Raw genomic sequence first — 25,951 nt, 5'->3', positions numbered from 1 at the left:
CAGCGTTCGTGGATTTTCTGCTGGTGCGCCTCTGGCGGGTCACCTGGCGGTTACAACTAAAGGTCCAGAGACTGCATGGGTATGCCCAACGCTGCAGCAATCTTTTCGCGAGTGGCCTTGCGTGGGCGCTCGGCAGCTTCCTGCTGGGCATACGCCGACTGCGAGACGCCCAGGCGCTGGGCAACTTCAGCCTGAGTCAGGTCCAGATGCCTGCGCCAGGCAGCAATGGCGGTCATACCGTCCTTCACCATATAGCCAACGACTTCATTGGGTACCAGGTCCGGTTGCGGATGGCTGGCGATATAATCGGCATACGGCAGCACGACGAAGGCAGGACGCCCGTCAGCATCATTGATGATCTGTACGTTAGTAGGTGTGTTCATCGCGCTTCTTGACCTCCTCGATGCTGACAATTTTGACGCTACCGTCCCAGTCGAAAAGTATCCGGTAGTTACCCACCCTGAGACGGTAACCGCAATGGTGATTGACCAGCGCCCTGATGTTTTGAACGTGCGGCATGTGCATCAATGCCTGAACAGCATCGTAGACCTTTGACTGATCAATCCTGTCGATTTTCCTGAGTTGCTTCACAGCTTTGCGTGACCAGTTGATCGTATTCATTTCCACGCCAGTCTTATAAGAAAACTATAAGAATCGAATAAGTTCAAGAAAAGGTTTCATCGGCGCAGACGAGGGTGACGGGCGGGGTCTATTGATTCAAGGGGAACCATTGCCAGGCTGTGTTTCGAGGTTTTGCCGAGCAAGCAACTTACGGTTGGCTGGCATAGCGCAGCGTTCGTCGCATTTCTGCTGGTCAAGCGACCCTGCGCTCGCTAGAATTGCGCACTTTTTGATCAGAGGCGCCAAAAGCGCCCGTCAAGATCGCCCCCGATTCCGGTCGGGCGACCTGCATTCAATACCGAGGTTAGTCATGTCCACCACGCCCGCCACCCCCAAGGTAGGTTTCGTAAGCCTGGGTTGCCCAAAAGCCCTGGTCGATTCCGAGCGCATCCTGACCCAGCTGCGCATGGAAGGCTATGAAGTCGTGCCCACCTACGAGGACGCCGACGTGGTGGTGGTCAACACCTGCGGCTTCATCGACAGCGCCAAGGCCGAGTCGCTGGAAGTAATCGGCGAAGCGATCAAGGAAAACGGCAAGGTCATCGTCACCGGCTGCATGGGTGTCGAGGAAGGCAGCATCCGTGACGTGCACCCGAGCGTGCTGTCGGTCACCGGCCCGCAGCAGTACGAGCAGGTGGTCAACGCCGTGCACGAAGTGGTGCCGCCACGCCAGGACCACAACCCGCTGATCGACCTGGTACCGCCGCAGGGCGTCAAGCTGACCCCGCGCCACTATGCCTACCTGAAGATTTCCGAAGGCTGCAACCACAGCTGCAGCTTCTGCATCATCCCGTCGATGCGCGGCAAGCTGGTCAGCCGCCCGGTCGGCGAAGTGCTGAGCGAGGCCGAGCGCCTGGTCAAGGCCGGGGTCAAGGAGATCCTGGTGATTTCCCAGGACACCAGCGCCTACGGCGTCGACGTCAAGTACAAGACCGACTTCTGGAACGGCCGCCCGGTCAAGACCCGCATGCTCGAGCTGTGCGAAGCCCTGAGCAGCCTGGGTGCCTGGGTACGCCTGCACTACGTGTACCCGTACCCGAACGTCGACGACGTGATCCCGCTGATGGCCGCCGGCAAGATCCTGCCGTACCTGGACATCCCGTTCCAGCACGCCAGCCCGAAAGTGCTCAAGGCCATGAAGCGCCCGGCCTTCGAAGACCGCACCCTGGCACGTATCAAGAACTGGCGCGAGCAGTGCCCGGAGCTGGTGATTCGCTCCACCTTCATCGTCGGCTTCCCGGCCGAGACCGAGGAAGACTTCCAGTACCTGCTGGACTGGCTGACCGAAGCCCAGCTGGACCGCGTGGGCTGCTTCCAGTACTCGCCGGTGGAAGGCGCCCCGGCCAACGACCTGGGCCTGGAAGAAGTGCCGGACGAAGTCAAGCAGGACCGCTGGGACCGCTTCATGGCCCACCAGCAGGCCATCAGCGCCGCCCGCCTGCAACTGCGCATCGGCAAGGAAATCGACGTGCTGATCGATGAAGTGGAAGAGCAAGGTTCGGTTGGCCGCAGCTTCTTCGATGCCCCGGAAATCGACGGCAGCGTGTTCATCGATGGCGACCACGGCTTCAAGCCGGGTGACAAGGTGCGTTGCCGCGTGGTGGATGCCGACGAATACGACATGTGGGCTGAACCCATCTAACACAGCTGCAAACTGAAAAGCCCCTGCCCCGCCATTCCCCACAAGGAACTGCCGGGCCAGGGGCTTTTTCGTCAGAACGCGTGAAAAAGCATCAGGCCTCCCTCTGCATCCGGGCTGGCATCCGAGAAGCCTTTGACTGCATAGAGTTGCACTTTCCACTGCTGGTTGAGCTTGTGTGTCAGGAACAGGGTAAGCTCCTTGATCTGCGCGCCCGTCGAGACGACCTTCTGCCGCCAGTCGTAGGAAGCGCCCGCGGAAGTGCCTGCAGCCACGGGCATGGCGAAGCCGAGACTGGCAAATATCGGGTCGTCGAAATCGCTGTCGGGCGGGTCGCCGAACTTCTTCCAGCCCAGGGTCGCGAAGCCGGTCACCGGGCCAAAGGCCTTGGCGATGTCGACCTGGCCGGTGTAGTCGTATTCACCGGTGCCCAGGCACTGGTCTTCATCGGCAGTGGGGAATTTGACCTTGCCGATCAGGTCCAGCATCAAGCCGCCGTCACTGCCATCGAGCAGGGCATAACCGGCGCTGGCAACCGTGTCCCCCAGCCCGCTTTCCACATCCCGGCAGCCACCGGGCAAGGGGTCACCATTCGGGCCCACTTCAGGGTTGGTGATGCGCAGCCAAGGCACGGTGACCTTATAGGTCATTGGGCCGGTTTCATACTTGCCGACCACGGGGACGTACCAGATTTCCGAGGTTGTACCCGTGCCATAGTCGCCACTTGAATAGTCCATGCCTATGGCGGCGCTGAAGGTATCGCCCAGCACCGACGCGCTGGCGCATGACAGCAAGCAGGCGAAAAGAGGGAGCGTGGGTCTCATCTGCACCTCGGTATCCCGGACGGGAGGGGTGATAGCACTTACCCAGCCTAGTTGCCTAATGCCCGGATCGCTCTGGATGCTCCACTTTTTCGACTTTCTCTACTGTCTCGGGCCTTTCGACCTTTTCGACCCTCTCTACTTTCTCGACCTTCTCTACTTTTTCTACCTTCTCGACTTTCTCAGGTTTTTCGATCTTCTCGACCTTTTCGGGCTTCTCGGCTTTCTCGATCTTCTCGACTTTTTCTACTTTCTCTACCTTTTCAACCTTCTCTGCTTTTTCGATCTTTTCCACCTTTTCAAGCTCGACCTTCTCTACCCGGTCAGAGCTGCCACTATTGCTGCTCTCAGGTTGCTCCACGGTGTCGACATGTTCCGACCTTCCGGACTTGTCCACGCTTTCAGTACTGTCCCGACCACTGGAATCGTCAACACTGTCGTGCCCGCTGTGGTCATCACTGCTTTCAATGCGATCACTGGTCGCATCGCGTCCGCCATGCCCGCTATTGCTGGAAGCTTCAGCGTCACGGGTGCCGTGCTCGCTGCCACGCCCCGAATGTCCTCTGTCCGGGTTGTCGGCACGGTCGTCATCGAACTCCACGCGGGTTGCCCGCAGCTCGTGCCTGCCATTGAACACCCCGCTCACCCGCACACGTTGATCGAGCGCCAATGCCGCGGGCTGCTTGCCGACGATCACGGTGCCCTGCCCCAGCGTCACCTTGATGCCTGCCACCACCAGTTGTTGAGCGTGGCTGCGCTGCACCAGCCCCTCGATCACCGCCGTCTGCACACGGCCAGCAAAAGGCAGGCTCGGGTCTGGGCGGGTTTGCGCCACTTCCAGCTGCCGTCCGGTCCACTGCCCACGTACCAGCACTTCCCGCGCAGGTGCCACACGGGTTCCCAGCTTCAGCCCCTGGAGGCTGCCGGCACGGTCAACCGCACCGATGGCACTGGCTTCCCTGAGCCCCGGCGCCCGTTCGATACGGCTGGCTACCACTTCGCCCCTGGCATCGCGCAGGCCACTGACCCTGACCGGCTCGCCCGGGCGCAGCCCTTCAGCCACCCGCGCCCCTGCAGCAAGCCGCACAGGTTGGCCCATGACCCGCAGGGGGGCCGAAGCATTGGGCAGTGCCGTCAGCGGCCCTTCGTAAACGTTGAGGATCGAGATGCGCCCTGCTTGCAGGCCGCGTTTGCCGGCAAATGCCTCCACCGCGACAACCTGGCCGATTGCCAGGTGAGCGCTACTGGCAGGCGCACCGTTTTCACTCACCGGCACGTCCTTGCCAAAGTGCACTTCCAGGCCATTGACGCAGATCGAGGCAAACCCGGTGATGGTGCCGACGATGCCCGTGCCACCGGTACCGCCCGGGCGCAGGATAGGTGCGCCGGTACCGCCTACCCCGCCGTGATCGATGAAGGTGCCGTCCACACCGTCGGCCACCGCACCGGTCCCGCCCGTACCGCCGGGACGCTGCGGCAGCGGTGCACCGGTGCCACCCACTCCGCCGTTTTCGCTGCGTACACCGGTACCACCGACCCCACCCGTCCTGGCCCCGGTACCACCAATACCGCCCGGAACCTGCAAGCCCGCCGCCCCCGCCATACCCACTTCGTCACGGCTGACACATACCGGTGCTGCGGCCACCTCGGCAGGCGCCACCAGGTTCAGCCCGAAACCCAGGACCAGTGTGACGACACTGAGGCAGCGCGCGAGGGAAGTCATGGGTCTGGTGTCTTCGACAAATCGGGGTCGGCAGTTTCAGTGTAGAAATAAAGCCCTACCGTGATGCGCTGACGTTGCTCGGCGCTGGGCACATCGGCATCTTCCAGGTCTGATGCGAGCCGACTGAAGGCAAGCAGCATCTGCATGCCGTCCTTGTCCACCGCCGCACGCAGATGGTCGACGCTGGCCGGGCTCAAGGCGTCGTAGTGCACACTGCGTTCAAAGAACGGCTGGCCGTCCCCACTCAGGTTGTGCACTGCTGCGCAGGCATGGTCATGCAGGTTGTGGCCAAAGTACGCGGCCTTTTCGTCGAAGCCCTTCTGCGGCACGAATGCCTGGGCCTCCAGGTGAACACAGTCCTGGTCGTCGAGCCGGACGATACCCAGGCGCAACCACTCATCCAGCACCACCCGCCCGCGGATGTCGGTGCTGATCTTCGCCACCAGCGCATCGAAGGAACAATCGCCGCCAACGCTCGCCAGGCGCGGCAACGGCAGCGCCTGGCCAGGCGCCGAGCAGAACGGCTTGCCAGTGGTCCACATATTGACCAACTGTGCACCTAACGTGATGTTTCCCGGCAGCGCGGCGAGCGATACGCCCCCCTCGCTGCGCAAACGCCGGACATCCTTGCGATGCACGCCCGTGAGCAAGCTGATGCGGCTGTCGGTCGGCGCTGTACCGTCCAGGCGAAACTCGCGATGGGCCACGTCGACGAACACTTCCTTGAGCAGGTCGGCGAACATCGTGTAGGTGACCCCTTTGCGCAGCATCAGGCGCACCAGAGGACGCATGACACGCCGCAGTGCGCTTAACATCGAAGGGGGGATGGTAGGCGATTGCATTGAGCGCATTCCTTGACAGATGAACCCAGTATACGACGCGGGAAAAGATCCCACACCAACTGTGACCATATCCCTGACGAGATGAGGGATAGTCGTCGGCGCTCATTGCATTCGCGTTGAGTGGGGCTGCCGTGTATCCGTACCTGGCCTCATGCAGGCCCGCCCCGTGGGCGCTGCATGAGACCGTTCAGAGCCAGTCAGCTCCTGCTGTTGTCATCACCCGGTTCGCCTGCGGCATGCTCACCGCGGTCATCACCCGGTTCGCCACCCAGATGGTCGCCACGATCATCACCAGGTTCACCACCAGCGTGATTGCCGTGGTCATCGCCAGGCTCACCGCCAACATGATTGCCATGATCGTCCCCGGGCTCACCGCCAACGTGATTGCCATGATCGTCACCGGGCTCACCGCCAAGGTGATTGCCGTGATCGTCCCCAGGCTCACCGCCAACGTGATTGCCATGATCATCACCCGCTTCAGCGTGGTTGCCGCTGCGCCCAGAGTTCGAGGAGCCGTCATGGCCGCGCCCACTGTTGCCGGCATGGCCATCTCCATCCCCGCCAGCGCCGTGGCCGCCGCCTTCACCGCCATGGCCGCCACCGCCGCCACCACCGCCGCCACCGCCATGGCCACCACCGCTACCGCCGTGACCACCACCGCCACCACCATGGCCGCCACCGCCACCACCGTGACCACCGCCGCCACCACCGTGGCCGCCACCGCCGCCACCGTGACCACCTCCACCACCACCGTGGCCACCGCCGCCCCCACCTCCGTGACCACCACCGCCACCACCATCCTTGGCGTAGGCGCTGGAGCCATTGGATATCGAGTCCGGGATCAGAACGATGGAAGTCGACAGCACGCCAGCAACGGCAACCGCCAATAGCGCCTTTTTGAACAGCACATGTATTTGCATATTTCGTCTCCAGGTCGTCGCCATGAGAAACGCCAAATCAAGCCGGGAATCCTGTGTTCGGTTCTTGCTTTTCATTGTGTGGGAATTTTTCCCACGGGAAAGTAATAGACCGCCAAACCCCGAGGTTCAAGCAGCGCACGGAGAAGCCGACCGGTGGTTGGCCTGCTATGTTTGCCTTATCGTCATGGAGGAACACCGGCATGCATTCGGTACTGACGCTGCAAACCCCGCGCTTGAGTGACTACGGCGAACTGGTACAGGTGTGGGAGGACTCGGTACGGGCCACCCACGACTTCCTGCCGGATTGCTACATCGTCTTGCTGCGCGACCAGGTGCTGCGTCGCTACCTCGATGCAGTGATGCTGATCTGCTGCAAGGACCGCCAGCGCATCTGCGGCTTCGCCGGGGTCGCCAACGGGCGCGTGGACATGCTGTTCGTCGCACCGGAGTACCGTGGCAAAGGGGTTGGCAAGCGCCTGCTGCACTATGCGATCGACGAACTGAATGCCGAGCGCCTGGACGTCAACGAACAGAACCCGCAAGCCTTGGGCTTCTACCTGCACGAGGGCTTCGAGGTGATCGGCCGTTCGGAAACCGACGGCCTGGGGCAACCCTACCCGCTGCTGCACATGCGCCTGCGCAAAACGGCGTAAATGACACAGATTCCCAGCCCCTCTGCCGCGCAGGCAGGTACAATGCAGGTCTTTCCCTGCCTTTGCGAATTGCCGTCATGTCCGAACCCGTCCGCCTGTCCAAACGCCTTATCGAGCAGCTTGGCTGCTCCCGCCGCGAGGCCGAGCTGTATATCGAGGGCGGCTGGGTCACGGTCGATGGCGTGGTAGTCGAGCAACCGCAGTTCAAGGTCGAACAGCAGCGCGTCGAACTGCTGCCGGGTGCACGTGCCGAAACGCTGGAACCGGTAACCCTGCTGCTGAACCAGCCGGCCAGCGTGGACAGCGAAACCGCCCGCGCCAGCATGAACATGAGCAACCTCAGCGAAGCCCACCGCGAAGGCGTGCGCGCACTGCACGGGCATTTTGCCCGGCAGGCCTGCGTGGCGCCGCTGGAGCGCGGTGCCAGCGGCCTGCAGGTATTCACCCAGGACTGGCGGGTAACCCGCAAGATCGACGCCGACCTGCGCCGCCTGGAACAGGAATTCATCGTTGAAGTGCGCGGCGAGACCACGCCCCAGGCGCTGGAACGCCTGGCGCGTGGTGCCACCCGCAATGACCGCGAGCTGCCTAAAGCCAAGGCCAGCTGGCAGAACGAAACCCACCTGCGCATGGCCCTGAAAAACCCGCAGCCAGGGCAGATCGCCGAGCTGTGCGCCTACCTGCGCCTGGAGCTGGTAGGCATGCGCCGCATTCGCCTGGGTGGCGTGTCGATGGGCAAGCTGCCCCTGGGCCAGTGGCGCTACCTGGCCACTACCGAACGTTTCTAAGCAATACGCCGCGCCACAGGTGCGGCACCTGAACAGGATTCTGCAACAATGAACCACAACGACGTCCTGCGCAGCCTGCGCTACATGCTCAAGGTGAATGACGCCAAGATGGCCGAAATCATCGGGCTATCCGGCCTCGACGTGCATCCCCTGGTGCTGGCCACCTACCTGAAGAAGGAAGACGAGGAAGGCTTCGTGCGGTGCCCGGAACGGGTCATGGCGCACTTTCTCGACGGCCTGGTGATCCACCGCCGCGGCAAGGATGACAGCCGCCCGCCGCAGCCGATCGAGCTGCCGGTAACCAACAACCTCATCCTCAAGAAGCTGCGGGTGGCCTTCGAGCTCAAGGAAGATGACCTGCATGCGATCCTCAAGTCGGTCAACTTCCCGGTCAGCAAACCCGAGCTCAGCGCGCTGTTCCGCAAGGCCGGCCATGACAACTACCGCCCTTGCGGCGACCAGCTGCTGCGCAACTTCCTCAAGGGCCTGACCCTGCGCGTGCGCGGCTGATTGGCCATGCAGCATACGGTTACCCCGGTCGGCATCATCCGCTCCTGTTTCAAGGAGAAGTTCGCCATCCCGCGCCAGCCGCAACTGGCGCCCGCCGCACGCGGCGTGCTCGAGCTGCTGCCGCCGTTCGACCAGGGCGATGCGGTCGAGGGGCTGGAGCAGGTCAGCCATGTCTGGCTGCTGTTCCTGTTCCACCAGGCACTGGAAGACAAACCCCGCCTGAAAGTGCGGCCACCGCGCCTGGGCGGCAACAAGAGCATGGGTGTGTTCGCTACCCGCGCCACTCACCGGCCCAATGGCATCGGCCAGTCGGTGGTACGCCTGGAAGGCGTGGAGCCAGGGCGCCTGCTGTTGTCTGGCATCGACCTGCTCGACGGTACGCCGGTGCTGGACATCAAGCCGTATGTGCCGTACGCCGATAGCATCGCTGGCGCCAGCAACCAGATGGCCAGCCAAGCGCCTGCCGCGATCGCCGTGCAGTGGGGCGACAACGCCCTTCCCCAGGCCCGCGAACATGCACTGCGCCTGGGCGAACCGCTGGTGGAGCTGATCGAGCAGTGCCTGGCGCAGGACCCACGGCCGGCCTACCAGGTGCCGCCGGCCGAGCGGGTGTATGGGGTGAAGTTCTGGGATGTCCAGGTGCGCTGGCACTACCCGCAACCGGACGTGATCCGGGTGCTGGAGGTGGTGCTGGCCTGACCTCTGGACTGTACGCGGTCTTCGCGCCTGTACGCGGTCCCTTGTAGGAGCGGCCTTGTGTCGCGAAAGGGGCGCGTAGCGGCCCCAGGATCTCGGCCATCCTGCAAGGTTGCCGGGGCTGCTACGCAGCCCTTTCGCGACACAAGGCCGCTCCTACAGAGGACCGCGCACAGGTATGAAGGCACATGAAAAAGGCGACCCTGAGGTCGCCTTTTTCTTTTCACCATCCCGCGATCAGCGAGCCGGGCCTTCAGCCACGCCCAGGTCGTCGGTCGGACGGGTATCGACCAGCGGCGCACCACCGGAGGCCAGCTCCGCTGCCAGCTTGTCGTTGTCCATTTCCTTCACCCACTTGGCCACGACCACGGTGGCAACGGCGTTGCCAACCAGGTTGGTCAGGGCGCGGGCTTCGGACATGAAGCGGTCGATGCCGAGGATCAGCGCCAGGCCGGCAACCGGCAGGTGGCCAACGGCCGACAGGGTGGCGGCCAGTACGATGAAGCCCGAACCGGTAACACCGGCAGCACCCTTGGATGCCACCAGCAGCACCAGCAGCAAGGTGATCTGGTGAGTGATGTCCATGGTGGTGTCGGTGGCCTGGGCGATGAACACCGCAGCCATGGTCAGGTAGATCGAGGTGCCATCGAGGTTGAACGAGTAACCGGTCGGGATGACCAGGCCAACCACCGACTTCTTCGCACCCAGGCGCTCCATCTTGGCCAGCATGCGTGGCAGGGCCGACTCCGAGGAGGAAGTACCCAGCACGATCAGCAGTTCTTCACGGATGTAGCGGATCAGCTTGAGGACACTGAAGCCGTGGGCGCGGCAGATACCGCCCAGCACCACCAGCACGAACAGCAGGCAGGTGATGTAGAAGCAGGCCATCAGGTAGCCCAGTTGCACCAGCGAGCCAACGCCGTACTGGCCGATGGTGAAGGCCATTGCACCGAAGGCACCGACCGGGGCCAGTTTCATGATCATGTTGATGATGTTGAACATGACATGGGCGAAGCGGTCGATCATGTCCAGCACCGGCTTGCCGTAGCTGCCCAGGCGGTGCAGGGCGAAGCCGAACAGCACGGAGAACATCAGCACTTGCAGGATGTCGCCGTTGGCGAAGGCGCCGACCACGGTGTTGGGGATGACGTTGAGCAGGAAGCCGACAGTGGTCTGCTGCGCGCCGGCGGCGGCGTAGGCAGCCACGCTGCTGGCGTTCAGGGTGCTGACGTCGATGTGCATGCCAGCGCCCGGCTTGACCACGTTGACGACGACGAGGCCGATGATCAGGGCGATGGTGGAGACGATTTCAAAGTACAGCAGCGCGTAGCCGCCGGTCTTGCCGACCGACTTCATGCTCTGCATGCCGGCGATGCCGCTGACCACGGTACAGAAGATGATCGGGGCGATGACCATCTTGATCAGTTTGACGAAGCCGTCACCCAAGGGTTTGAGGGCGACGCCGGTCTCTGGGTAGTAGTGGCCGAGCAGGATGCCGATGGTGATGGCGACCAACACCTGGACATACAGGGATTTGTACAGCGGCTGACGTGTCGTCATGGCTAATTTTCCTCAAGTGTGCCGGTTCGCCCTTCCCAGGGCGATGGGGCACCTGAATCGCTAACCCTCCTGCACCTGGAGGGATTTGTCGTTGTGTTCGAGCTGCCTGGGCAGGCCTCTGCGAGGATCAATAGCAAGGGTGGTGCCAAAATGCCCAGCAAGGGTGCAAAGGCTGTATTTGCGAGGGATAAACGCCCAACGACGGGGCGGTTTGCCTGAGAAAGGCTGGCGGATTTCCGCCCGGTGGCGGGATTTGTACAGGGGCATTGGCGGGAATCCGCCCATTGTGGCTTGCCTGTGCCGGCCTCTTCGCGGGTAAACCCGCTCCCACAGGTACTGCACAGGGCTCGAGTGCAGTGCGCCCCCTGTGGGAGCGGGTTTACCCGCGAAGAGGCCGGCCACCCCAGTAAATCACTCGAGGTTGAAGGTAACCCTGAACGCAGCGCCCCCCAGAGGAGAATCCCCCAGGCTCAGCTCGGCGTCATAGCTGTCGACGATATCCTTGACCACCGCCAGCCCGATCCCCTGCCCCGGGTGCTGGCTGTCCAGCCGCTCCCCACGCTCCAGAATCCGCTCGCGCTGGTCCGCCGGCACCCCCGGCCCGTCGTCCTCGATGCACAAGGTCAACTGCCCAGGCGCCTGCTCCAGGCTTACGCGCACCTGGCCCAGGCTCAGGCGGTAGGCGTTCTCCAGCAGGTTGCCCAGCAGCTCCAGCAACGCGCCCTGCTCCATCGGCACCTGCGCCGCATCGGGCAGTTGCAGCGTCACATCCACCCGCTTGTCCCGGTACACCTTGGCCAAGGTGCTGCACAGACTTTCGAGCAACGGCCGCAGCAACACGCTGTGGCGTACCAGACCGCTCTTGCGCAGGCTGGCGCGTTGCAGCTGGTAGTCGATCTGCTGGCTCATGCGCTCGATCTGGCTCTGCAGCACGCGCGCCTGCTCGCGCTCGCCGCTACGCTGCTGCAGGCTTTCGCCCACCCCCTGCAACACCGCCAGCGGCGTCTTCAGGCTGTGCGCCAGGTCATCGAGTGAATCACGGTAGCGCTGACGCTGCTCGCGCTCGCTGCGCAACAGGCGGTTCAGCGAGCCTGTCAGGCGCAGCAGCTCCCGTGGGTGTTCGCCACTCAGGCCATCCCGCACGCCCGACTCCACGTCGTCCAGCTCGCGGCTGAGCCGGCGCAACGAACGCAGGCCCCAGGTCAGGCCGGCCCACAGCAGCACCAGCAGCGCCAGCAAGGCCGCGCCAAAGCCCAGGTAGAGCTTTTCGCGCAGGCCATCGAGGGTGTGCTGGTATTCGCGCACCGGTTGCAGGGCAACGATGCTGTAGGCGGCGCTCTGGCCACCCAGCAGCTTGATCTCGACGTCATAGACGAAGAACTCTTCGCCATCGGCCTGGTGAATGCGGGCGAATTCGTTGCCGCGGCCGTCGTAGCGCGGGCGGTAGTTGACGTTCTGCGCGGCGGTTGCCCGCGACTGCCAGACCAGCTTGCCGTCGCGGTCGAAGATATAGCCGAGCAGGCCGGTATACGGCAGGTTGTAACGCTCGTCCGGCAGCAGCGTCGGCATCTGCAGTTGGCCGTGCTCAATGCGCGCAGCGGAAATCAGCGTGGTCACATCCGAGGCCAGGCGTTGTTCGATCGACTCCTGCAGGGCCAGGCTGAAGGCCTTCTGCAAGGCCGGCAGCAGCGCCAGCATGAACAGCAGCGCCAGCACCGCGGCCGCCAGCATCAGGCGCACCCGCAGCGAACGGATCATCGGCAGCGCTCGGTGAACAGGTAGCCCAGGCCGCGCACGGTGTCGATCGGTTTGAAGCCGTGCTCGCCCTCGAGCTTGCGCCGCAGGCGGCCGACCAGCACTTCGATGACATTGGGGTCGCGTTCCTCGTCACCGGGGTACAGCTGCTCCATCAGGCGGTCCTTGGCCACCACCTGCTGGTGATGGCGCATGAGGTATTCGAGGATGCGGTATTCGTAGGCGGTCAGGGCCAGGGGCTGCTCGTCCAGCGTCGCCTGCTTGCGGTTGAGGTCGAGCACCAGCGGGCCGGCGGCAATGGTCGATTGGGTAAAGCCGCTGGAACGGCGCAGCAGGGCGTTCAGGCGTGCCTCGAGCTCTTCGAACTGGAACGGCTTGACCAGGTAGTCGTCGGCACCGGCGGCCAGGCCCTCGACCTTGTCCTGCCAGTTGCCGCGGGCGGTGAGGATGAGAATGGGGAAGGTCTTGTCCTGGCTGCGCAGGCGCGTGATCAGCTCCAGCCCGCTGATGCCGGGCAGGCCCAAGTCGATGATGGCCAGGTCGAAATGGTATTGCCCGGCCTGGTACAGCGCCTCCTCGGCATCGGCGACCGCCTCGACCACATGGCCGCTCTCGCCCAGGCGGGTGTAGAGGTGATGACGAAGCAGGGCTTCGTCCTCGACCACCAGCAGTTTCATGTGCAGCTCCTTGATATGTATTGCCTGTACCGGCCCTTTCGCGGGTAAACCCGCTCCCACAGGTACTGCACAGGTTTGAAGAACTGCGCGATCCCTGTGGGAGCGGGTTTACCCGCGAAGAGGCCGGTACAGGATAACCCGGCTCGCCCGTCAGAACTTGTAGCTTGCAGCCAGGTAGGTCTGCGCGCTGCTGGTCAGGCGCAGGGTGCCGTCCTTCGGCCCGCCGTGCGCACCCACTTCGGTGGCGGCGTTGGTACGCAGGTAACGGTAGCCCAGTTCAACCGAAGCCTTGTCGGTGATGTCCTGGATCACGCCGGCCTGCAGGCCATACGCGTAACCGTAGTCGGTATCCCGGCTGGCACCCGGCGAGTCCTGGGTCAGCTTGGTCACGCCCAGGCTGCCGCCGCCGAACAGCTTGGTGGTATCACCCACCGGCAGGAACAGGTCGTAGCTGCCCAGCAGGTTTTCCTGGCGCAGCTTCAGGCCGCTGTGGTCGCCCGAGACATTGTCGTAAGTCATGTAGTAGCGGCCCTGGTCATTGATCTTGCCCACGCGCACACCCCAGGTGTCGTCCTTGCCGATGATGCCGTCGGCGTTGAGGTGGTCGGTGTTGCGCTGCAGCAGGCCGGACTTGCGAACCTTGTCGCTGGTCTGGCCGTAGGTCAGGCTGGCGAAGTTGTCGTCAGCGGCCTGGGCAGTGGTGATGCCAGCGGCGCAGACGGCCATGGCGGCAAGCAGGGTGTTGAAGGTTTTCATGGCTGGATACTCCAGTTGAGTGCGCTGTTTCGGTCTGGAAGCTAGAGTAAGCAGGGCACCCTGAACCGCGACTGAACCCTGGCTGAACCTCGGCTGAACGAACCGTTTGCAGAACAAGGAGTAGTGACCATGCGCGCCCTGCTGGCCTTGACCCTGATGTGCAGCGCCGCCCTCGCCCAAGCGGCGGTACAAACCCGCGAAATCCCCTACCAGGACGCCGACGGCAACCGCCTGGTCGGCTACTACGCCTATGATGACGCCATCGAAGGCAAGCGCCCCGGCATTGTCGTGGTGCATGAGTGGTGGGGGCTGAACGACTACGTCAAGCGCCGCGCCCGCGAGCTTGCGGCGCTGGGCTACAACGCGCTGGCCATCGACATGTATGGCGACGGCAAGCAAACCGAACACCCTGCCGACGCCAAGGCATTCATGACAGCGGCGACGAAAGACCCCGAGGCCGCGGAGCGGCGCTTCGATGCCGGCCTGGAGCTGCTCAAGCTGCAGCCCAATACCAACAAGCACCAGTTGGGGGCAGTGGGTTACTGCTTTGGCGGCAAGGTGGCGCTGGATGCCGCGCGGCGAGGGGAAAAGCTCGATGGCGTGGTGAGCTTCCACGCCCCGCTGGGCACGCAGACACCGGCCAGGCCGGGCGTGGTGCGGGCCGATATCCTGGTGGAGCATGGTGCGGCGGACTCCCTGGTGACCGAGCAGCAGGTGGAAGCGTTCAAGGCGGAAATGGATGCAGCCAAGGTCAACTACCAGTTCGTCAGTATTCCCGGTGCCAAGCACGGGTTCAGCAACCCGGATTCGGACCGCATGGGGCACGGTGAACATGGCGGGCCGGATATTGCCTACAACAAGGCGGCGGATGAGAGCTCCTGGGCGGATATGCAGGCGTTCTTCAAGAAGGTGTTCAAGTAAGGATTGCCGGGGCCGCTTTGCGGCCCGTCGCGACACAAGGCCGCTCCTACAGGTACCGCGTCGCTTTGTGTAGGAGCGGCCTTGTGTCGCGATGGGCTGCAAAGCAGCCCCAGCTATTCCACCTCCCACACCACCGCTGCGGCTGGCACAATACCCCCCATGAACACACTCCCCGCCTGCTGCGCCCCGCTCCAGCACCACTGGCCCCTGCCCCGCCCACTACCCGGCGCGGTGCTGGTCAGTTGCTACTTCGACCCCGCCCGCCTGGCACCCGACGACTTCCAGCGCGCCGGCGTCGTGCCAAGCGCCAGCCTGCAGCGCTCGGTGGCCAAGCGTCAGGCCGAGTACCTGGCCGGCCGGGTATGTGCCCGCGCCGCGCTGCAGCGCCTGGACGGCCGTGACTACGTGCCCGGTACCCACGAGGACCGTTCGCCCATCTGGCCCGCCGACATCCACGGCTCGATCACCCACGGCAAAGGCTGGGCTGCCGCCGTGGTTGCTGCCGAGGGCAGTTGCCAGGGCCTGGGCCTGGATCAGGAAGCACTGCTGGATGACCAGCGTGCCGAGCGGCTGATGGGTGAAATCCTCACCCCGCCCGAACTCGAGCGGCTGGACCGCCGCCAGCTCGGCCTTGCCGTCACCCTGACCTTCTCGCTGAAGGAAAGCCTGTTCAAGACGCTCTACCCGCTGACCCGCCAGCGCTTCTACTTCGAGCACGCCGAAGTGCTGGACTGGTCCGCCGAAGGCCTGGCCCGCCTGCGCCTGCTCACCGACCTGTCGCCGCAGTGGCGGCATGGCGCCGAACTGCAGGGCCAGTTCTGCCTGCAGGACGGCCACCTGCTCAGCCTGGTCAGCGTCTGACCGTCACAACGGTGCCTGCTGCCGTGGCCAGTTCAGGCTGAAGCAGGCACCGCCCAGCGCGGCGCTGCGCCCCACCGTGGCCCGCCCCGCGTGCCAGTAGATGATCCGCCGCACGATAGACAGGCCCAGGCCATGCCCGCCCGAGGCGCGGGTACGGCTGTCGTCGAGGCGGGTGAACGGTGTGAAGATACGGTCCCAGACGCCCTCGGGGATGCCCGGGCCGTCATCCTCCACGTCGATGCGGCAGCGTTGCTGCCCCAACTGGTAGCTCAGGCGCACCTCGGCCTCGGCATGGCGCATGGCGTTGCCCACCAGGTTCTGCAGGGCCCGGTGCAGGTAGCGCGGTTCGGCCTCGACCCAGGCGCCTTCGCCATCGGCGCCCTGGCACTCACCGCGCACCACCCGTACCTCGGCACGCAGCGGCGCAAGCTCTTCGATCACCCGGTCGAGCAAGGCGTCCAGGTCTACCCGCTCGAACTTCAGCGCCGGTGCGCCCTGCTCCAGGCGGGCGTAGGTGAGCATCTCGTCGACCAACTTGTCGAGGTCCTGGATATCGCCGTCCATGCCCGCCAGGTGCTTGGCGCGGGCCTGCTCGGTGGTGGCACTTTCGATCATCTCCAGGCCAAAGCGCAGGCGTGCCACCGGCGTGCGCAACTCGTGGGAAACCGCCCGCACCAGCTCGCGCTGCATGGTCAGCGAGCGCTGCAGGTGCTCGGCCATGCCGTTGAAGGCCGCGGCCAGGCGCCCCACCGAGTCGGCATCGCCGGCCGGCACACGGGTGTCCAGGCTGCCCTGGGCGATGCGCGTGGCGGCAATCTCCAGCCCCGACACACGCCGCTCCAGTTGGCGCACAAGCAGGTAGACCACCAGGCCGATCAGGCACAGGCCAAGAAAGGTGATCAGGACCAGCAACTGCGGCGGATACGGGTTGAGCTGGTACAGCGGGCCGATTTCCAGCACCCAGGGCGAACCCGCCAGCCCGGCGAACACGCGGATCGAGTCACCATCCTTGCCCAGGGCCATGACCGTGTCGCCCTCCTCGACCCGGCGCCGCTGGTCATCGTCCAGGCTCACCCGCTCGATGCGCTGCAGGGCCACGCCAAAGCCGAAGCCCTTTTCTTTCTTGATCTGTGCCAGGCGCTGCTGCTGTTCGGTCACCGGGTAGCGCACCAGTTCGTCAGCCAACAGATAGAGGGTGGCCCGCGCCAGTTGCTCGCTGATCTGTTTGATCTGCGCTACCAGCATCAGGTCTTCCTGGCCGACCTTGCGCAGCACCTGGGCCGCATGCGGGCCGGTCTTCTCGACCACCACCAGGCCGCGGTACAGGCGCGCCCGCTGGCCGCCATCGAGTGTGCGCGCGGTCATCGGTTGCAGCGCCAGCGGCACGCCGAGCAGGCGCTCCCAGATCAGCAGCGAGCGCTTGCGTTCGGTGTCGTTCTGCAGCGCCAGGTTGTCGGCCATCAGGCTGAAGGTACCCTGGGCCAGGCCCTCGCGGTGCTGGGCGGCACGGACTTCGTTGACCAGGTGCAGGCTGAGCACCCCGAGCAGGGCCACCAGCACCAGCACGGCCAGCATGCCGCCATAGATGCGCAGGAAGATCGAGTTGTTCATGGGGCCTCGCCGACGAACAGGTAGCCCTTGCTGCGCAGGGTCTTGATCAGCCTTGGCTGGAGCGGGTCGTCGCCGATCTTGGGGCGGATTTTGGAGATGCGTATGTCGATGGAGCGGTCCTGGCCGTCGTAGCCGACGCCACGTAGCGCGGTGAAGATCTGCTCGCGCGTCAGCACCCGCCCGGCGTTGCTGGCCAACAGCCAGAGCAGGTCGAATTCGGCGCCGGTCAGCTCGATCAGCTGTTCCCCCAGACGCGCCTCGCGCAGGCGATTGTCGATGCGCAGCGCGCCGAAGGCCAGGTCCTGGCGCTTGCTGTCCGGTGCTTCGCTGCGGCGCAGCAGGGCCTGAATGCGTGCTAGCAGCAGGCGTGGGCGTACGGGTTTGCAGACGTAGTCGTCGGCCCCCAGGTCCAGGCCCTGGACCTGGTCGAGTTCATCGCTGCGGGCGGTCAGCATGAGGATCGGGCCAGGGTACTGGCTGCGCACCCGGCGGCAGATGCTCAGGCCGTCCTCGCCGGGCAGCATCAGGTCGAGAATGACCAGGTCGGGCTGGCTGTCGACGATGCGCCGCGCGGCGCGCGCGCCATCGCCCTCGACGCTGACTTCGTAGCCGTTGGCCTGCAGGTACTCGGCGGTGAGCTCGGCCAGGCGCTGGTCGTCTTCGACGATGAGGATGCGGGGTGCGGGGTGGTCCATGGCTTGTGCCTTTGTTTGTTGTTTTTCTATGGCCTGTGCCGGCCTATTCGCGGGTGAACCCGCTCCCACAAGGACCGCACCGCTTTCGAACCCTGTGCAATACCTGTGGGAGCGGGTTCACCCGCGAAAGGGCCAGCACAGGCAACATAACCCTTTAACCAAAAAGCAACATCCCCTCGGAATACTACGGCTGCCATCCGGTACTGCCAACCTGCCAGCAGCCCCTCGACTGAACCGTTTTTTGTGATAGGGTTCGCGCCCGAAAAATTCTGCCCCGGGGCAGCAAGGCGCAGAAAAATACTGCAAACCACTTGGCACAAGGCCTACAGCGAATACCCACCATTCACTCACAAAGTACGCACAAGTTATCCACAGGCGCTCGCCTTGCAAAGCCCCCGATACCGCATTATCTTGTATCCCGATCGCAGCGAACCACTAGATATAGGGGTTCGTGCAAAATCACACACAAAAGTCAACCCGCAAAATCAAGCGATTTTTTCGGGTGAACTTCAAGTGATTCCAGCAGCCAAACCGCTCCTGCGGAGGCGACCGAGGCAAGCCCTTCCAGGGCCTTGTTCGGGTATGGGTGTTACAGGCCAGGCCTGGCATCCATCAGCAACAGTTTTTGGGCCCGGCCCAGAACCTTTGACTTCGGCCAGGGAGCGGCGAGCCAATTGCCCTTATTCCTGAGTCTGTCCCGAAGTTGGTACGCCCGCGCGGGCGGATGCGCATGCATTGCCCATCCCCGCCGGGCCATCGAGCAAGTGGACGGAACGGTGGGCGCCCAAAAGGCGCCTGAACAATATAGAAACTGTGGAGACACCCACCCATGCAAACCGACACAACTCGCGAGAACCCGCAGGCCAAGGTGCCGCAGGCCGCCGATTCCAACCAGGATCTGGCCGCCACCGCTCCCGGCCAACTGCGTGTGATCAAGCGTAACGGCACTGTCGTCCCCTACACCGACGACAAGATCACCGTGGCCATCACCAAGGCGTTCCTCGCAGTTGAAGGCGGCACCGCCGCCGCTTCGTCGCGCATCCACGACACCGTCGCGCGCCTGACCGAGCAGGTCACCGCCACGTTCAAGCGTCGCATGCCATCGGGTGGCACCATCCACATCGAAGAAATCCAGGACCAGGTCGAACTGGCCCTGATGCGCGCCGGCGAGCAGAAAGTCGCCCGTGACTACGTGATCTACCGCGAGCAGCGCGCCAAGGAGCGTGCCACCCGCGTCAACACCGAGTCCGTGGTCGAGCCGCACCCAAGCATCCGCATCACCCTGGCCGACGGCAGCCTGGCGCCGCTCGACATGGCCCGCCTGAACACCATCATCAGCGAAGCCTGCGAAGGCCTGGCCGAAGTCGATGGCGACCTGATCCAGCGCGACACCCTGAAGAACCTGTACGACGGCGTGGCCATCAAGGACGTCAACACCGCCCTGGTGATGACCGCCCGTACCCTGGTCGAGCGCGAGCCGAACTACTCGTTCGTTACCGCCCGCCTGCTGATGGACACCCTGCGCGCCGAAGGCCTGGGCTTCCTGAACGTGGCCGAGAGCGCCACCCACCACGAAATGGCCGACCTGTACGCCAAGGCCCTGCCGGCCTACATCGACAAAGGCGTCGAGTTCGAGCTGCTGGACCCGGCCCTGAAAGGCTACGACCTGGACCGCCTGGGCAAGGCCATCGACCACGAGCGTGACCAGCAATTCACCTACCTGGGCCTGCAGACCCTGTACGACCGCTACTTCATCCACAAGGATGGCGTGCGCTTCGAGCTGCCACAGGTGTTCTTCATGCGTGTGGCCATGGGCCTGGCGCTGGAAGAGAAAGACAAAGAAGCCCGTGCCATCGAGTTCTACAACCTGTTGTCGTCCTTCGACTACATGGCCTCGACCCCGACCCTGTTCAACGCCGGCACCCTGCGCCCGCAGCTGTCCAGCTGCTACCTGACCACCGTGCCGGACGACCTGTCGGGCATCTACCACGCGATCCACGACAACGCCATGCTGTCGAAATTCGCCGGTGGCCTGGGCAACGACTGGACCCCTGTGCGTGCACTGGGCTCCTACATCAAGGGCACCAACGGCAAGTCGCAGGGCGTGGTTCCGTTCCTGAAAGTGGTCAACGACACCGCCGTTGCCGTCAACCAGGGTGGCAAGCGCAAGGGCGCCGTGTGTGCCTACCTGGAAACCTGGCACCTGGACATCGAAGAATTCATCGAGCTGCGCAAGAACACCGGTGATGACCGTCGTCGTACCCACGACATGAACACCGCCAACTGGATCCCTGACCTGTTCATGAAGCGTGTCTTCGATGACGGCAAGTGGACCCTGTTCTCGCCTTCGGAAGTGCCAGACCTGCACGACCTGACCGGCAAGGCCTTCGAAGAGCGCTACGAGTACTACGAAGCCCTGACCGAGTACAACAAGATCAAGGTGTTCAAGACCATCCAGGCCAAAGACCTGTGGCGCAAGATGCTGTCGATGCTGTTCGAGACCGGCCACCCGTGGCTGACCTTCAAGGACCCGTGCAACCTGCGTTCGCCGCAGCAGCACGTGGGCGTGGTCCACAGCTCGAACCTGTGCACCGAGATCACCCTGAACACCAACAAGGACGAGATCGCGGTCTGCAACCTGGGCTCGATCAACCTGCCGAACCACATCGTCGACGGCAAGCTGGACACCGCCAAGCTGCAACGCACCGTGAACACCGCCGTGCGCATGCTCGACAACGTGATCGACATCAACTACTACTCGGTGCCGCAAGCGCGTAACTCGAACTTCAAGCACCGCCCGGTCGGCCTGGGCATCATGGGCTTCCAGGATGCGCTGTACCTGCAGCACATTCCGTACGGCTCCGATGCTGCCGTCGAGTTCGCCGACAAGTCGATGGAAGCGGTCAGCTTCTACGCCATCCAGGCGTCCTGCGACCTGGCCGACGAGCGCGGTGCGTACGAGACCTTCCAGGGTTCGCTGTGGTCCAAGGGCATCCTGCCGCTGGATTCGCAACAGATCCTGATCGAGGCCCGTGGCGCCAAGTACATCGACGTCAACCTGGAAGAGTCCCTGGACTGGGCCCCGGTGCGCGAGCGCGTCAAGAAAGGTATTCGTAACTCGAACATCATGGCCATCGCGCCGACCGCGACCATCGCCAACATCACCGGCGTGTCGCAGTCCATCGAGCCGACCTACCAGAACCTGTACGTGAAATCGAACCTGTCGGGCGAGTTCACCGTGATCAACCCGTACCTGGTCCGCGACCTGAAGGCCCGTGGCCTGTGGGACTCGGTAATGATCAACGACCTGAAGTACTACGACGGTTCGGTGCAGCAGATCGAGCGTATCCCGCAAGAGCTGAAGGACCTGTACGCCACCGCGTTCGAAGTCGAGACCAAGTGGATCGTCGATGCCGCCTCGCGTCGCCAGAAGTGGATCGACCAGGCCCAGTCGCTGAACCTGTACATCGCCGGCGCCTCGGGCAAGAAGCTGGACGTTACCTACCGCATGGCCTGGTACCGTGGTCTGAAGACCACCTACTACCTCCGTGCCCTGGCCGCGACCAGCACCGAGAAGTCGACCATCAACACCGGCAAGCTCAACGCCGTTTCCAGCGGTGGCGACAGCGCCCCGGTCCAGGCAGCCGGCCCTGCGCCAGTGCCGAAGGCCTGCGCGATCGACGAGCCTGACTGCGAAGCCTGCCAGTAAGGCCAGGCCGAGGCTTCCTGCGGGAAGCCTCAACGCGTTTTCCGCACCACTGCGGACCCTGTGGGAGCGGGTTCACCCGCGATGAGGCCGGCACTCCCGCCGCCTCTCCACAGCCAGACACAACAAGCCGTGGCTACAAAGCCGCGGCCAGCCCTTTCGGGCACCTCAGATTTGCGTGCACCGCACCGCAACCAAGATCCACCGGCCATACTTGATAGATGGCCCTCAAGCAGGAGAATCTCACCATGCTGAGTTGGGACGAATTCGATAAAGAAGACGGCGAAGTAGCCGCCAAAGGCAACACCCCTGCGCAGGCCGCTGCCGCCGCCACCCTCGACAAGCTCGACAGCGCCGGTGGTGCCGCCGCCCTGGAAGCCCGTGCCGCCACCGCTGACGACTCCGACGCCGTCAAGCGCGCCAAGGCTGCCCTGAACGACCTCGACATCGCCGAAGGCCTGGCCGAGCTGGAAGGCTCCGGCGCCCGCGTGCGTGTTGACGAAAAGCGCATGATCAACTGCCGCGCCGACCTCAACCAGCTGGTACCGTTCAAGTACGACTGGGCCTGGCAGAAGTACCTGGACGGCTGCGCCAACCACTGGATGCCGCAAGAGGTCAACATGACCGCCGACATCGCCCTGTGGAAGAGCATGGACGGCCTGACCGAAGACGAGCGTCGCATCGTCATGCGCAACCTCGGCTTCTTCTCCACTGCCGACTCGCTGGTAGCCAACAACCTGGCCCTGGCCGTGTACCGCCTGATCACCAACCCGGAGTGCCGCCAGTACATCCTGCGCCAGGCCTTCGAAGAGGCGATCCACACCCACGCCTACCAGTACTGCATCGAGTCGCTGGGCATGGATGAAGGCGAGATCTTCAACATGTACCACGAGATCCCGTCGGTAGCGAAGAAAGCCGCCTGGGGCCTGAAGTACACCCGCGCCATCTCCGATCCGGAATTCAACACCGGCACCGTCGAAACCGACAAAGAGCTGCTGCGCAACCTGATCGCCTACTACTGCGTACTGGAAGGCATCTTCTTCTACTGCGGCTTCACCCAGATCCTGTCCATGGGCCGCCGCAACAAGATGACCGGCGTGGCCGAGCAGTTCCAGTACATCCTGCGTGACGAGTCGATGCACCTGAACTTCGGTATCGACGTGATCAACCAGATCAAGATCGAGAACCCGCACCTGTGGGATGCGGCGATGAAGGAAGAAGCGACCCAGATGATCCTGCAAGGGACCCAGCTGGAGATCGAATACGCCCGTGACACCATGCCACGCGGCGTGCTGGGCATGAACGCAGCGATGATGGAGGACTACCTCAAGTTCATCGCCAACCGTCGCCTGACCCAGATTGGTCTGAAGGAAGAGTACCCAGGGACTACCAACCCGTTCCCGTGGATGAGCGAGATCATGGACTTGAAGAAAGAGAAGAACTTCTTCGAGACCCGCGTGATCGAGTATCAGACTGGTGGGGCGTTGAGCTGGGACTAAAAAAAGGGAGCTAACGCTCCCTTTTTTATTACAAAATATTAGCCAAAACATAATGTAGGGACGCAAATGCTAGAGCTATCCACACTAGTTGAGAACTCGACTATATGGAAGGAGTGCTTCACACAAGATGAGTTCAAAGCTGATAGAGACCGTCTAAAAAACTCTTTCCTCAAATTTCGTGAAAGGGCAGCACAGCTCGCCGCTGAAATCCGAGCAGACCTTCCAGATCTAACAATCCATGATATCTCTCATCTTGACTCATTATGGGAAACTGCATCTCAAATAGTCGGTAGTGGATATTCACTCACACCGACAGAGGTCTATGTTTTAGGTGGAGCCATTCTACTTCATGACCTTGCAATGTCCATAGCCGCAACTCCAGGGGGGCTTGAAGAATTAAAAAAATCACAAAAATGGATCGACACTACCCACGCTAAATACAAGCAGAGACATGGTCGTTCGCCATCCCCTGAAGAAGTCATCTCCCCCGAAGAAATAATTTTCAAAGAAGTTGTCTTCGAAATACTTAGAAAGATACATGCCGAGAGTGCTGAAAAGCTTGCACTCACATCATTCAAGTACAAAAAAGAACATCTCCACCTAATCGAAGATGCAGAGCTAAGATTGGCTTATGGGGGAATAATAGGCGAAATTGCTCATAGCCATTGGTGGAGCATCTCTGAAATTGAGCGCCGCTTTATTGGATCAATTGGCAGTCCACCGTGGGCTACCGCGAGTGACTGGACTGTATCTCCACTTAAAATAGCCTGTATTTTGAGAGCTGCAGATGCTGCTCATTTGGACGCTAGACGCGCACCGATTTTCACTAGAACATTCAGAAAATTAAATAAAATATCAGCTCAACACTGGGACTTTCAAGAGAAGTTACTTAAACCATATCTAAAGGAAGATGCTCTGATCTTCACTAGCGGCCAAAGCTTTCCATTTATTGAAGCAGAAAGTTGGTGGGTGTGCCTTGACAGCCTGCGCATGGTAGATAATGAACTGAGAAGCATTGATGCCCTACTGTCGGATCAAAATATTGAAAGATTTGCAGCGAGACGCATTGCAGCCATCGACAACCCAGACCGCCTAGCAAAATATATTCGAACCGACAAATGGCACCCAGTAAATGCCACCGTTCAAATCTCGGACATTCCAAGTATTGTCAAGAGTATCGGAGGAGAAGAGCTCTATGGCGCCAACCCAGCAGTACCTCTGCGAGAGCTCATACAAAACTCATGTGATGCCATCAGAGCCAGACGGAGCTATGAGCAGAGAGACGCAACCTACGGCAGTGTGATAGTTTCATTAAAAACCGTTGAAACCGAGCACTACTTGTGCATAGAAGACAACGGAACAGGGATGTCAAAGCATGTTTTGATAAATTACCTATTGGATTTTGGGAAAAGCTTCTGGACATCTTCAGCCGTCCAAGATGAATTTCCCGGACTTATATCATCAGGGTTCTCTTCCACGGGAAAATACGGCATAGGCTTCTTCTCGGCCTTCATGATATCCGATCATATAAAAATTATTACGCGGCACGCAGATAAAGCAAAATCAGAGACAATTGTAGTCGAATTTGGTAGCGGCCTTTATGGACGCCCAATTCTACGTCCAGCAACTCAAGATGAATTTATCAGAGATGGCGGAACAATAATCAGCCTTAAACTTAGGGTTCCGCCCTCTGAGCGCGGAGGGATTTTGCATGTAACAAATCAGCCAAAGCCAATGAAGCTTTCTGAACTTTGCCTTGCTCTTGCCCCAGCGATTGATGTGGATCTATACATCGAGTCTCTTGAAAAACGTGAAAAAATAATATCAGCCAATGATTGGACGCACATCCCAGAGAGCGAACTCCTCAATAGAATCAATAAAATTATAAAGTTACAACGCAATTCGGACAAAGAATATGATCTGACCTGCAGCACCAACGTCCGCCCTATCTATGGGCAACACGACGAGATACTTGGAAGGGCCTGCATAACAACCAACAGGTTTCACGGAAACTCATTACCAGGCATACTTACTGTCGGCGGACTAGACTCTAATTATCTGAGTGGCATTACTGGAATCTTGTCGGGAAAAGCATTAAGAGCCTCAAGAGACTCTTCTGACGTTGCCATACCCCCGAAAAACTTAGCCAAGTGGGCAACAGAACAAGCTAATCTAGTCCCCAATATATATTTAACTCCGCAACAACAGGCTGACTGCGCAGGCTATATATATGCCTGCGGCGGAGACCCGAAAAACCTGCCACTAGCAGAACTAAACGGCAAATGGCTGAATATCGAAGAAATAAGAAAAACACCGAAACTTGAGAAGATTTATCTGGTCTCTCCTTATGAAGTTTATGGCGCAACGAAGAACCTAGAAAATGTCAAACTAAATTACGACATAATGATAATTGACATTTCCTCTTCGTACATAATCAACAATCGCTTGCGCTTCCACTTCAATAGCGAAAACACTCTATTTGACGACAATTCATTAAATTTTGCCTCCGACGTTTTTAATGCCTTAGGAAACGCATGGGATGTTGATCCAGAACAACTGTTCGATCAATATATTGAAAGTGACGAAGAAGAAATCCCTTTAGGAACACATGATCGAGGCAGCATAGTCTGCGACGGCATAATAATAATTAACCCCTCATTCTAATTCAACCTAACCCCTGGGGCTCTATTAATAATA

22 protein-coding genes are annotated in these 25,951 nt (G+C 61.5%); 10 read left to right on the top strand and 12 right to left on the bottom strand.

The genetic code is table 11. The features are described from left to right. Positions 1-56: 56 nt before the first annotated feature. A complete protein-coding gene (locus ABIB24_RS22065; RefSeq protein WP_085590701.1) occupies positions 57-383 on the bottom strand; it encodes a helix-turn-helix transcriptional regulator in 327 nt (108 codons plus the stop codon). Further along, entirely contained in the window at positions 367-621 is a 255-nt protein-coding gene (locus ABIB24_RS22060; RefSeq protein WP_137164659.1) for a type II toxin-antitoxin system RelE family toxin, read from the bottom strand. Before ABIB24_RS22060 ends, ABIB24_RS22065 begins: the two co-directional genes overlap by 17 nt. A 310-nt stretch (positions 622-931) precedes the next feature. Between ABIB24_RS22060 and rimO the strand changes: the two genes are divergently transcribed. Then, positions 932-2,263 (top strand): 30S ribosomal protein S12 methylthiotransferase RimO, encoded by a 1,332-nt coding sequence (gene rimO, locus ABIB24_RS22055; RefSeq protein ID WP_354317240.1) that lies wholly within the window; start codon positions 932-934, stop codon positions 2,261-2,263. Positions 2,264-2,334: 71 nt separating this feature from the next. Here rimO and ABIB24_RS22050 read toward each other — a convergent pair whose 3' ends face one another. The 4 genes from ABIB24_RS22050 to ABIB24_RS22035 all read right to left on the bottom strand — a co-directional run bounded on the left by ABIB24_RS22050 (position 2,335) and on the right by ABIB24_RS22035 (position 6,566). Beyond that, a complete protein-coding gene (locus ABIB24_RS22050; protein ID WP_024087593.1) occupies positions 2,335-3,084 on the bottom strand; it encodes a hypothetical protein in 750 nt (249 codons plus the stop codon). Between the two features lie 55 nt (positions 3,085-3,139). Beyond that, positions 3,140-4,804, bottom strand: a complete 1,665-nt coding sequence (locus ABIB24_RS22045; protein ID WP_137164660.1) for a DUF5666 domain-containing protein — start codon at positions 4,802-4,804, stop codon at positions 3,140-3,142. Continuing rightward, positions 4,801-5,646, bottom strand: coding sequence for a DUF6502 family protein (locus ABIB24_RS22040; protein ID WP_137164661.1), 846 nt, complete (start codon positions 5,644-5,646; stop codon positions 4,801-4,803). Before ABIB24_RS22040 ends, ABIB24_RS22045 begins: the two co-directional genes overlap by 4 nt. Positions 5,647-5,843: 197 nt before the next feature. Further along, complete coding sequence (locus ABIB24_RS22035) at positions 5,844-6,566, bottom strand: hypothetical protein (protein ID WP_249352858.1); 723 nt, start codon at positions 6,564-6,566, stop codon at positions 5,844-5,846. A gap of 200 nt (positions 6,567-6,766) precedes the next feature. Between ABIB24_RS22035 and ABIB24_RS22030 the strand changes: the two genes are divergently transcribed. The 4 genes from ABIB24_RS22030 (at position 6,767) to tsaA (ending at position 9,216) form a co-directional block, all read left to right on the top strand. Then, entirely contained in the window at positions 6,767-7,219 is a 453-nt protein-coding gene (locus ABIB24_RS22030; RefSeq protein ID WP_023663473.1) for a GNAT family N-acetyltransferase, read from the top strand. A 77-nt stretch (positions 7,220-7,296) separates the two neighbouring features. Beyond that, positions 7,297-8,007, top strand: a complete 711-nt coding sequence (locus ABIB24_RS22025; RefSeq protein WP_013973831.1) for an rRNA pseudouridine synthase — start codon at positions 7,297-7,299, stop codon at positions 8,005-8,007. 48 nt (positions 8,008-8,055) lie between these two features. Beyond that, positions 8,056-8,517 (top strand): YehS family protein, encoded by a 462-nt coding sequence (locus tag ABIB24_RS22020; RefSeq protein ID WP_013973832.1) that lies wholly within the window; start codon positions 8,056-8,058, stop codon positions 8,515-8,517. A gap of 6 nt (positions 8,518-8,523) precedes the next feature. Beyond that, a complete protein-coding gene (gene tsaA, locus ABIB24_RS22015) occupies positions 8,524-9,216 on the top strand; it encodes a tRNA (N6-threonylcarbamoyladenosine(37)-N6)-methyltransferase TrmO (protein WP_085665247.1) in 693 nt (230 codons plus the stop codon). A 234-nt stretch (positions 9,217-9,450) separates the two neighbouring features. Here the strand turns inward: tsaA and ABIB24_RS22010 are convergent, their stop codons facing one another. From ABIB24_RS22010 to ABIB24_RS21995, 4 genes are all read right to left on the bottom strand, one after another. Then, complete coding sequence (locus ABIB24_RS22010; RefSeq protein WP_075046076.1) at positions 9,451-10,773, bottom strand: dicarboxylate/amino acid:cation symporter; 1,323 nt, start codon at positions 10,771-10,773, stop codon at positions 9,451-9,453. Positions 10,774-11,184: 411 nt separating this feature from the next. Next, complete coding sequence (locus tag ABIB24_RS22005) at positions 11,185-12,531, bottom strand: ATP-binding protein (protein ID WP_354317236.1); 1,347 nt, start codon at positions 12,529-12,531, stop codon at positions 11,185-11,187. Beyond that, a complete protein-coding gene (locus ABIB24_RS22000; RefSeq protein ID WP_025340281.1) occupies positions 12,528-13,205 on the bottom strand; it encodes a response regulator in 678 nt (225 codons plus the stop codon). The genes ABIB24_RS22005 and ABIB24_RS22000 overlap by 4 nt, the downstream gene beginning before the upstream one ends. A 150-nt stretch (positions 13,206-13,355) precedes the next feature. Beyond that, positions 13,356-13,961: an outer membrane beta-barrel protein gene (locus ABIB24_RS21995; RefSeq protein ID WP_013973837.1), complete on the bottom strand. Its 606-nt coding sequence runs from the start codon at positions 13,959-13,961 to the stop codon at positions 13,356-13,358. Positions 13,962-14,090: 129 nt separating this feature from the next. On the opposite strand from ABIB24_RS21995, the gene ABIB24_RS21990 reads away from it, so the two are divergent. Then, positions 14,091-14,882, top strand: coding sequence for a dienelactone hydrolase family protein (locus tag ABIB24_RS21990; RefSeq protein WP_274079064.1), 792 nt, complete (start codon positions 14,091-14,093; stop codon positions 14,880-14,882). Positions 14,883-15,041: 159 nt separating this feature from the next. Beyond that, positions 15,042-15,743 (top strand): 4'-phosphopantetheinyl transferase family protein, encoded by a 702-nt coding sequence (locus ABIB24_RS21985; RefSeq protein WP_354317235.1) that lies wholly within the window; start codon positions 15,042-15,044, stop codon positions 15,741-15,743. 3 nt (positions 15,744-15,746) lie between these two features. On the opposite strand, the gene ABIB24_RS21980 is transcribed toward ABIB24_RS21985, so the two are convergent. Both ABIB24_RS21980 and ABIB24_RS21975 read right to left on the bottom strand, forming a co-directional pair. After that, positions 15,747-17,354: an ATP-binding protein gene (locus ABIB24_RS21980; protein ID WP_085590717.1), complete on the bottom strand. Its 1,608-nt coding sequence runs from the start codon at positions 17,352-17,354 to the stop codon at positions 15,747-15,749. Then, positions 17,351-18,049 carry a response regulator gene (locus tag ABIB24_RS21975; protein ID WP_025340285.1) on the bottom strand — a complete coding sequence of 233 codons (699 nt, stop codon included), beginning with the start codon at positions 18,047-18,049 and terminating at the stop codon, positions 17,351-17,353. The genes ABIB24_RS21980 and ABIB24_RS21975 overlap by 4 nt, the downstream gene beginning before the upstream one ends. A gap of 829 nt (positions 18,050-18,878) precedes the next feature. Here ABIB24_RS21975 and ABIB24_RS21970 point away from each other — a divergent pair. The 3 genes from ABIB24_RS21970 to ABIB24_RS21960 all read left to right on the top strand — a co-directional run bounded on the left by ABIB24_RS21970 (position 18,879) and on the right by ABIB24_RS21960 (position 25,918). Then, entirely contained in the window at positions 18,879-21,758 is a 2,880-nt protein-coding gene (locus tag ABIB24_RS21970) for a ribonucleoside-diphosphate reductase subunit alpha (protein WP_025340287.1), read from the top strand. A 245-nt stretch (positions 21,759-22,003) separates the two neighbouring features. Further along, positions 22,004-23,254, top strand: coding sequence for a ribonucleotide-diphosphate reductase subunit beta (locus ABIB24_RS21965; protein ID WP_024087598.1), 1,251 nt, complete (start codon positions 22,004-22,006; stop codon positions 23,252-23,254). A 66-nt stretch (positions 23,255-23,320) separates the two neighbouring features. Further along, positions 23,321-25,918 (top strand): HD domain-containing protein, encoded by a 2,598-nt coding sequence (locus ABIB24_RS21960; RefSeq protein WP_354317231.1) that lies wholly within the window; start codon positions 23,321-23,323, stop codon positions 25,916-25,918. Positions 25,919-25,951: the final 33 nt, after the last annotated feature.

It is taken from the genome of Pseudomonas sp. UYEF17 (assembly GCF_040546125.1).
Classification (GTDB): Bacteria; Pseudomonadota; Gammaproteobacteria; order Pseudomonadales; family Pseudomonadaceae; genus Aquipseudomonas; species Aquipseudomonas putida_Z.
The sequence above is the reverse complement of the archived record's forward strand: the minus strand, read 5'-3'. Positions and strand labels throughout refer to the sequence as shown.